Origin of the sequence: Streptococcus sp. GMD1S, assembly GCF_000296875.1 — a bacterium.
In the GTDB taxonomy this organism is placed as follows: Bacteria; Bacillota; Bacilli; order Lactobacillales; family Streptococcaceae; genus Streptococcus.
The window spans coordinates 1-685 of the sequence record NZ_AJQY01000247.1 but is presented as its reverse complement, the minus strand read 5'-3'; the positions used below and the strand labels follow the sequence as shown (position 1 = coordinate 685).

The window sequence follows — 685 nt, the reverse complement described above, 5'->3', positions numbered from 1 at the left end:
ATTGACTACTATTATGCTGGTGAGAGTGTGAGTTATGATCAAGTTCTTGAAAAGGACGGTTATAAGTGGCTCGGTTATTTGTCTTATAGCGGTTCTAGAAGATATGTGAAGTATGAAAAGTTAAGCAATACAGAGAATGGGTGGAAAAAAGAAGGAGGGAGTTGGTATTACCAAGAGAATGGTAAGCTAGCAACAGGATGGAAAAAAGTTAACAGCAATTGGTATCATTTAAAAGAAAATGGGGCCATGTCAACTGGCTGGATTAAGGATGGCTCTCACTGGTATTATCTAAAGGCTTCGGGTGAGATGCAGACGGGCTGGCTTAAAGACAAGGGAACTTGGTATTACTTAGAGGAATCTGGCCGGATGAAAGCTAGTCAATGGTTCCAAGTCTCGGGGAAACATTACTATGTCGATGCTTCGGGAGCCTTAGCTGTTAATACGATTATTGATGGCTACAGACTAGACAGAAATGGGGTAAGAATAGGAAGTGTTTCTTAAACATCATCCAAGCTTTCTTCTTGTTCATAAAATTTTAAAATGGATATCGAATTAGTTGACGTTCATTAAGTAGTATAATATAATAATATTAAAAAACTATAAGAGGGGCATTGTCTAATGGACAAGAAGAAAGTTATTTTAACAAGTTTAGCAAGTGCAGCTGTATTGGGTGCTAGTGTACTCG

Annotated in this window: 1 protein-coding gene; it reads left to right on the top strand. The window is 38.1% G+C overall.

What is annotated here, in order from left to right:
• Positions 1 to 501: SH3 domain-containing protein (locus GMD1S_RS08590; protein WP_000519494.1), on the top strand; the 501-nt coding region annotated here is incomplete at its 5' end.
• Between the last annotated feature and the right edge of the window lie 184 nt (positions 502 to 685).